9 protein-coding genes and 1 pseudogene are annotated in these 8,465 nt (G+C 50.9%); all 10 read left to right on the forward strand.

Translation table 11 applies throughout. The features are described 5' to 3' along the window. Window positions 1–50 precede the first annotated feature (50 nt). Entirely contained in the window at window positions 51–233 is a 183-nt protein-coding gene (locus KKH67_09875) for a hypothetical protein (GenBank protein ID MBU1319484.1), read from the forward strand. Window positions 234–426: 193 nt separating this feature from the next. Further along, a complete protein-coding gene (locus KKH67_09880) occupies window positions 427–1,011 on the forward strand; it encodes an NfeD family protein (GenBank protein ID MBU1319485.1) in 585 nt (194 codons plus the stop codon). Between the two features lie 3 nt (window positions 1,012–1,014). After that, window positions 1,015–2,492, forward strand: a pseudogene (locus KKH67_09885) (flotillin family protein). 101 nt (window positions 2,493–2,593) lie between these two features. Further along, the gene (locus tag KKH67_09890) at window positions 2,594–3,001 is read left to right on the forward strand and encodes a PspC domain-containing protein (protein MBU1319486.1); all 408 of its coding nucleotides are present in this window, start codon (window positions 2,594–2,596) and stop codon (window positions 2,999–3,001) included. Continuing rightward, window positions 2,982–3,884, forward strand: coding sequence for a hypothetical protein (locus KKH67_09895; GenBank protein ID MBU1319487.1), 903 nt, complete (start codon window positions 2,982–2,984; stop codon window positions 3,882–3,884). Before KKH67_09890 ends, KKH67_09895 begins: the two co-directional genes overlap by 20 nt. A 132-nt stretch (window positions 3,885–4,016) precedes the next feature. Beyond that, window positions 4,017–4,781 (forward strand): basic amino acid ABC transporter substrate-binding protein, encoded by a 765-nt coding sequence (locus KKH67_09900; protein ID MBU1319488.1) that lies wholly within the window; start codon window positions 4,017–4,019, stop codon window positions 4,779–4,781. Window positions 4,782–4,960: 179 nt separating this feature from the next. After that, a complete protein-coding gene (locus KKH67_09905) occupies window positions 4,961–5,650 on the forward strand; it encodes an amino acid ABC transporter permease (GenBank protein ID MBU1319489.1) in 690 nt (229 codons plus the stop codon). A gap of 8 nt (window positions 5,651–5,658) precedes the next feature. Next, window positions 5,659–6,384, forward strand: a complete 726-nt coding sequence (locus tag KKH67_09910; GenBank protein ID MBU1319490.1) for an amino acid ABC transporter ATP-binding protein — start codon at window positions 5,659–5,661, stop codon at window positions 6,382–6,384. Between the two features lie 15 nt (window positions 6,385–6,399). Then, window positions 6,400–8,109, forward strand: coding sequence for a S8 family serine peptidase (locus tag KKH67_09915; GenBank protein ID MBU1319491.1), 1,710 nt, complete (start codon window positions 6,400–6,402; stop codon window positions 8,107–8,109). A 97-nt stretch (window positions 8,110–8,206) separates the two neighbouring features. Further along, window positions 8,207–8,465 (forward strand): hypothetical protein (locus KKH67_09920; GenBank protein ID MBU1319492.1); only part of this gene is annotated, 259 nt, incomplete at its 3' end.

Raw genomic sequence — 8,465 nt, forward strand, 5'->3', positions numbered from 1 at the left:
TTGGGATCGGGTCTCCGTATGATGAAAGGACAAGAAGGAGATAATGTCGGATGTTTGTTGGATTTGTTCTCATATTGATCGGCGGGTTTTTTCTGCTCAAGAATCTCGATATCATCCCTTACTGGTATGGCTGGCATGAAATGTGGCCGCTGGTGCTGGTCGCAGTCGGTCTGGCGATGATCTTCGACACGGTCGTCAAGAAGAGAAAATCGAGTTCGAGCAAGAAGACTTAGTAGAGCAGCGCCGATTCCATTCGCTGATTTCCAGACCCATCTGGTCCTGCTATTCTCGCTCCGGGACCTTGTTTGGAATTTTTCATAACTCCACTCGTAATAACAGTTTTTGTTGACTGCATCTTTCCATAATGAATATTTGTTCGCGAGAGCTGTAAGGTACTCCAGACCATGATTTCCTAATGAGGCAGCTATGACTCTATCCGGGTTCTTTTTTCTCTGCCTGCTGGCAGGTCTTATATACGCAGTAATCAGCTTAATAATGTCGGGTGGTTTTGGCGGCGCGGATGCTGCTGAAGTCGCAGCGGACAGCAGCGGTATCGACGCCGGTGATGTTGGCGGAGAGATCACATTCTCGCCGGCATCTCCAGTCGTGATTGCGACGTTTATTACCGCATTTGGCGCCGGTGGAATTGTTGGCATCGAAGGATTGAAATGGTCCGCTCTACAGTCGACATCGCTTGCTGTTGGTTCGGGGCTTCTGATAGCTGGACTCGTGTACGGTGTGCTGAATGCTGTATACAAGAGGACACAGGGATCATCTGAGGCGAAAGCGGATGATCTGATTGGCATGACCGCTGAAGTCATCACGCCGATATCCAAAGAAGGCACCGGTGAATTGGCATACGTCGTCCGGGGAGCAAGATTCACGGGTGCGGCGCGCTCAGTCGACAATGAGAAGATCGATAAGAATAGCCTGGTCGAGATCGTTCGTGTAGTCGGATCAACCATGTATGTTAAGCCGTGGTCCGGCGACTCATCGAATCAGAAGGGATAGATTATGTTCGGACTTGATGTAAGCTGGATATTCGCCGTATTCGCCTTGATAATCGTTGTCTTCGTGATGTTTGTCGTCATCTCGAAGAGGTATATCAAGGTCGGTCCCAACGAAGTGCTTGTGATATCAGGTATGCGGCACAGAATCAAGACCGCTGCAGGTGACAGGGAATCGGTCGGATTCAGAATTCTCAAGGGCGGCGGAACATTCGTGATCCCGGTATTCGAACGAGTGGATCACCTTTCTCTCGAATTATTCACCCTCGATGTAAACACTCCGGAGGTTTACACGGCGAAGGGTGTTCCGGTTATGGTGGATGGAGTCGCGCAGGTTAAAATCAAGGGCGATGAAGTTTCGATACGAACTGCTGCGGAGCAGTTCCTCTCCAAGGCAAAACAAGAGATCATGGAGATTTCGTTACAGACCATGGAAGGTCACCTGCGCGCCATCCTTGGAACGATGACAGTCGAAGAGATCTATTCGAATCGTGATGCATTTGCCTCTCAAGTTCAGGATGTAGCCGCCGCCGACATGGCGAACATGGGAATGGTGGTGGTATCGTTCACCATACGCGATATCCGCGACAAGCAAGGTTATCTCGATGCACTCGGCAAGCCAAGAGTGGCGCAGGTCAAGAAGGATGCCAGGGTCGGAGAAGCGGAAGCAGAACGAGATGCCACGATCCAATCAGCTGAAGCGCGGAAAATCGGAGAGGTCGGAAGACTTGAAGCCGAAACCAAGATTGCCGCCGCCGATCGCGATTATCGTATGAGATTGGCGGAATATGAGGCATCTGTCAATCAGAAAAAGGCCGAAGCAGATCTGGCCTATGACCTGCAGAGGTACAAGACAGAGCAGTTGGTCAAGGAAGAGGAAGTCGCCGTGAAAGTCGTTGAGAAAACGAAGGAAATCGAGATCGGCGAACGCGAGGTGCGGAGAAAAGAGCTCGAACTCAACGCATCGATCGAACGTCCTGCCGACGCCGAGCGGTATCGCATGCAAACGATAGCTGAAGCAGATAAGTTCAAGCTGCAGACCATTGCTGAAGGTCAATCGTCTGCAATCAAGCTGACCGGGTCGGCAGAGGCCGATGCCAACAAGGCGAGGGGTTTCGCAGAAGCGGATGTTATCAAGGCGCAGGGACTTTCTGAGGCGGAGGCGATGGCCAAGAAAGCAAGTGCATGGCAGGAATACAATCAGGCTGCGATCGCGCAGATGTTAATAGAAAAGCTTCCCGAAATAGCCAGGGCTATCTCAGAGCCACTGGCAAAAACTGAGAAGATCGTCATAATCAATTCCGGGGGAAATGGCAGGGGGGGGGAGCCTCCAAGCTGACAGGTGACATCACAGAAATACTCGCTCAGCTTCCCCCGGTAGTTGAATCTCTCACGGGTCTCAAATTCGAGGATATTCTGGGGCGGATCCCGGGTGTCAAGAAGGAGAGGACGGCCGAGGTGAGGATCGAGGATCCAGAGGAATAGCGCGGTAAGGCGTCACATTGATGTCCGGAGAATCACCACCAACTGTAACAAAAGCTACGTGAATCCGTACTATTAGGTGGTTCCGATAGAAGGAGGATTCAATGAAGAAGCTTGAACGATCGCGCCAGAGCAATGTAATCGGAGGTGTTTGCGGAGGGCTCGGCGAATACTTCAACATAGATCCGATCATATTTCGGATAACTTTTGTCATTCTCGCTTTCGCCAAGGGTGTCGGTGTCATTGCCTACGTTATCTGCTGGATTGCGATCCCGCGTCGTGCTGAGGGAGAAATTGCGGATGTGACCCCACCGAGATCAGAAATCATCAGGTATATTCCGGGCTTGGCGCTGATTCTCATCGGTTTGGCATTCCTTGCAGATGATCTGTTCTTCTGGTTCAGTTTCTCGAGTCTCTGGCCGTTGATTCTGATAGTCGTAGGCGCGGTTTTGATCTACGGTTCCATGCGCAAGAAAAAGGAGAATAACGAAAGTGAATGCCGGCAAAATTAATTTCGGACTTGTTCTGATAATTATCGGAGCGGCGGCGCTCGCCGTGAATCTCGATCTCATGGACTGGACGGTGTACCTTGAGCTCCTGGATCTCTGGCCGGTACTGCTGATTGCGGCCGGTATTGGAATGATTTTCAAGAGGCTGCCGGCGCCACAATTTGCATATCTTTCGAGCATACTTATCCTCGCGGTCGGCGCGTATGTTTTGTATTCGAATTATGAAATCTATGCAGGAGTGGCGAGCGAAAGAACAACCGGTGTTGATCTGTCGCAACTGAGTGATGAAATTTCCGGTATCGAATTCGATATCGACATTGACGACTGCGATATGACAGTTGGTGGCAGCGCATCAAGTGTTGTACGCTGCTCATACAGTGATTTTCCGGGCAAGCCGAGTATTGAATTCGATACCGTGTCCGACGTGGCAAGAGTCTCTCTAAAAGAAGGCAAAATACCGGGAATCAGTTTCTTTCATGTCGACTCCTATCAGTTCGACTGGAATGTCAAACTCTATGACAAACTTCCTATCTCATTGAATCTCGATTGTCGCGATTGCGACCTGCGCTTGAATTTGGACGGACTGCAAGTCGATAAATTAGTCTCACGCACGCCGTACTCGCAAGTGGATCTCCGGCTCGGAACCCTGAGGCCTGATGTGAATATCGCAATGAAGGCGCACAGATCTGACCTTCAAGTGCGCATTCCCGACAGTGTGGGAGTAGAGATTTTGGATCCGGGGACATTCAGCGAATACTACGTCGGTGACATCGATTTTGTCCGCGATGGTGCACGACTTGTCACATCTAACTTCGATTCTGCCGCTGTCAAATATCATTTTGACTTCGATGACGAAGCGAAGATCCTGCGGATGGTGCATTACTGAAATATTGTACGCGAGCGGACGGCTTCACTTAGCATCCGATTTCCCCTTGCCATAATTCTATCAAATGCTCTTATTCGATGCATAACATAGGTCGAATCCCTTGCGGATTCGACAATGCTCAGGAGCATTCTGATGAGAAATCTCTTGTTCGTTGCGGCTGTTGTTGTATTGCTTGTTGCGATAGTTCCTGGATGCGGCAATAATGACGATATCTCCACTGCCGGGAGAATTGAGCGCGATGGCGTGATGCTCGTCGGAACCGATGCGACGTATATTCCATTCGAGTATGTCAGCACCGAGACCAGCAAGCCCGAAGGTTTCGACATCGATCTCATGAACCGACTCTGTGTCGAACTTGGTGCAAAGCCTGAATTTATTATCTCGCCTTTCGATGGTATCATCGCAGGTCTGACCACAAGCAAATTCGATTGTATCATTTCAGCGATGACGATTACAGATGAGCGTGCAGAGCGGGTGTCGTTTTCGATGCCGTACTATGCCGCCGGGCAGACAATTGCTGTCAGAAGTGATAATGAGACCATCAAATCGATTGATGATCTGAAAGGCAAAAAAGTTGGCGTGCAGATGGGGACTACCGGTATGTATCTGGCGCAGGGACTAACCGATGTTGAGGTATTTCCGTTCGATCATATCGGCGCAGCATTCATCGACCTCGAAAATGGTCAGGTCGATGCTGTAATCAATGACAAGCCGGTGACTTTGATAGCCATCAGGGAGAGGGGAACATTTCGCATGGTCGGTGAGACGTTGACAACTGAATCTTACGGTATCGCCGTGCGTCAAACCGACACACTTCTGCTCGGGAAGATCAATGCTGCTCTCGAAAAGCTGGAGCGCGAAGGTTTCCTTGATGAATTACAGGCGAAGTGGTTTTGATGGACGCTTCGATTATCGGGCTGGATGAAGAAGCATCGGATCTACCAGACGTCGTCATCGCGAGGAGCGAAGCGACGTGGCGATCTCACGCGCGCTGTCAGGAACCCCTTCCTGACAGCTCGATAATGCGGGCAGGAAAGGATTCCTGCCCGCGCAGTTAAATTGTATAGAGATTCCTCATGAATGACGCACTAGCCTGGATTGCAGATCAACTTGCGCTCCTCGCAGACATACTCATCTATCTCCTGCCGGCTGTTCCGGTCACGATTGAAGTCACGTTTCTGTCGTTTGCGCTCGCGCTTGCAATTGGAGTCATAGCAGGAACGATTCGCGTTGCAAAATTGAGATTTTTCTCATCTGCGGCGAGAGTGTATGTCGATGTAATACGCGGCGTGCCACTTCTCGTTCTCATCTTCTTCATCTATTTCGGCCTGGGAGGAATTCTAAATATTGGTAGAATGACCGCCGGGGTGATATCTCTCGGAGTCTGCTATGGGGCTTACATTGCAGAGATCTTCAGGGCGGGCATTCTTGCGATACCGAAAGGGCAGTTCGAGGCTGCTCTAGCGCTTGGAATGACGCGGCAACAGACATTCAGGCATGTTATTATCCCCCAAGCATTCCGAATCGCTATTCCTCCGATTGCGAATGAGTTCATAGCATGTCTCAAAGATAGTTCACTCGTGTCAGTGATTGCGATGCGAGAGATTACACGTGCGGGGAGAGAGTATTTTTCGCGAACATTCGCGGATTTCCAGGTCTGGCTTGTCGTCGCGATTCTCTATCTTGTCCTGACCATAACGCTCGCGAAAGTTGTATCGATTATGGAGCGCAAGTTCAAAATGCGTGGCTACGGAGTGTCATCTTGAGTTCAGAAATCATCAAATGCGAGGAGATTTCTCGCAGATTCGGAAGCCATGTGGCGCTCGATAATGTCACTTTCTCAGTGGGACGGGGCGAGAAGATCGTTGTGATAGGGCCATCGGGCGCGGGCAAGAGCACGCTGTTTCGATGCATAAATGCACTGGAAGAGATCGATTCGGGTAAAATCATCATTGACGATGTCACACTTGATTCAACTCACAGAGATATTGCGAAAGTCAGGGCCGATGTCGGTTTTGTTTTTCAGCATTTTCATCTCTTTCCTCACCTGACCGTGCTCGGGAATATCACGCTTGCACAGACGGTTGTCCGAAAGAAATCGCAGGAGGAGTCGACTGAAACAGCGCGAATCCTGCTGAACCGGTTCGGGTTGCTGGACAAAGAGCAGAGTTACCCGTCTGAACTGTCGGGAGGGCAGTGCCAGAGAGCAGCTATTTGCCGGGCGATGGCGCTGAATCCGAAAATCCTGCTCTTCGATGAAGCTACGTCGGCCCTTGATCCGGAAATGATGAGCGAGGTTGTCGATGTAATGAATTTGCTTGCGCGGGAAGGCATCACTCTTATGATTGTAACGCATGAGCTCGGGGTCGCGCGAGAGGTGGCCGACAGAGTGATATTCATGGATGATGGAAGGATTGAGGCTATCGGCACGGTGGAGGAGATTCTTGTCAGCCCGGAAAACGAACGAGTGAAGACATTTCTCGCAAAGGTACTTGCGTAGTAGAGGACTTGCGACATGGGAAGAACACGATACATAGCCGCAATATTCATATTTGCCGCGATAACGATTTGTTCGATTGCATCGGCAGAAATGCCGCTGTTGACCAAGTATAACGGGCTCGGCCACGAGGGTGTTGAGTCAGAAACCGGTCGATACTGGGTGTTCTTCACAGATAAGGGGACACACGAAGAGTTGTTGAAGTCATCACCACAAACAGTGAAACTGCCGCTATCGGAGCGAGCTATCAGACGTAGGGCAATGCGTGCATCTGATACCGAGCCGGTTATGACATGTGATTTGCCGGTTGAAGAGAGATATATTCAGCAAATCACCGATGCCGGGTTTGAGGTCCATACTGTATCTCGTTTGCTGAATGCCGTCTCGGTTGTCGCCGTACCGGAGCAACTGCCGCTACTCGATGATTTTGATTTTGTCAGCGAGATCCGCCCTGTGCTGAGATTCAGGCGTGAGAGAATACCTGTGGAAAAAACGACAGGATTCTTCAAAGCTGAGCCGATGCAGCAATGGTCGCTTGATTACGGCAAATCACTCGGGCAGCTCCAGATGATGCTCGTGCCACATCTCCATGAGCAGGGGCTTACCGGCGCCGGTGTCATGATCGCCATATTTGACACAGGCTTCAAGATGGGAATTGAAGCCTATGAGAATGCGGACATCGTGGCAACTTACGACTTCATTCATGAAGATGAAGATGTTGATGACAACGATGCTCTACAGGTCGACCATGGCACATCGGTACTGTCTGTCATGGGTGGTGCGCTCGATGGTGAGTTGTACGGTCCCGCATTCGGCGCAAGCTTTCTGCTGGCGAAGACTGAGGATGAGCGGAATGAAATCCCGATAGAAGAAGAATATTTCGTGGAGGCGATCGACTGGGCAGAGGCGTTAGGGTGCGACATCATATCTGCATCTCTTGGTTACACAGACTGGTTTGATTTCTCCGACATGGATGGCAACACAGCGACCACCACAATAGCGTGCGACGCAGCCGCATCGCGGGGTGTCACAGTGGTCGTTTCAGCAGGCAACGAACGACTCCATCTGTGGGGGCATGTCAGTGCTCCTGCGGATGGCGATAGCGTGATCGCGGTCGGAGCGGTCGATCCGAATGGGCTCCTTACGAGTTTCTCATCTCCGGGACCGACGGCTGATGGTCGAATCAAGCCCGATATATGTGCGCAGGGGACGAGCGTATGGGCGGCGGGTCACTGGGGAGGCTTTTACAACTTCTCCGGAACATCAGCCGCAGCGCCGCTTGCGGCGGGTGCGATTGCGCTGCTACTGGAGCTGCATCCGGATTGGGGACCCATCGATGTGCGCAACGCGATCTGGTCTACTGCCCGCAAGCGCGGCGATCGGACGTATCCCAACAATGACTATGGCTATGGTATCGTAGATGCCGCTGCGGCATCGGGACTTTTCGGTACACCGACCGGAACCAACGCAGTGATCGCATATCCGAACCCATTCGACGAGTGGGTTAGATTCAAGTTTCCGGGCGAGGCGTCGGCGGGGATGCTCTATATCTTTGCATTAGACGGCTCGAAAGTCTTCGAAAAACCGCTTGCATCTGCAGAGCCGATTTACGAATATGAATGGGACGGCAGAAACAGCAGCGGCAATGAAGTCGCTGCGGGAATCTATATCGTCAAAATCACCGGCATCGGTTTCGAAGAGCTGGTTAAGGTTGCGAAGGTGAATTGAGCGGGCCGATCGGGTGAGAGGTCCCCGTAGTCACAACCCAGATTACGCAAGAACATGCCTGGCACTATTGACAGGCGCATAAAGGAGGTTGAGAGGTATGCCGTTCGAGGAATTCAGGTACTATCTAGTAGGCGCACCGATTCTCTTTGCCTTTCTATTCGTCGTTGGGATCTATGTCTATCTGAGGAAAATAAAGCACTTCTGGGGAATCAAGGACAAAGTGATTGACTTGTTGATTGCATGCTCGGCAAGTGTTCTTTCGTTCGCTTTCGCTCTAGTGTCCCGTCAACCACATAATGTAGGATACAATCTCTTTAGTTTAATCCTGGCATCTTCATTGGTGAAGCGCCAATCTA

This window comes from Candidatus Zixiibacteriota bacterium, assembly GCA_018820315.1.
Lineage (GTDB): Bacteria > Zixibacteria > MSB-5A5 > JAABVY01 > JAHJOQ01 > JAHJOQ01.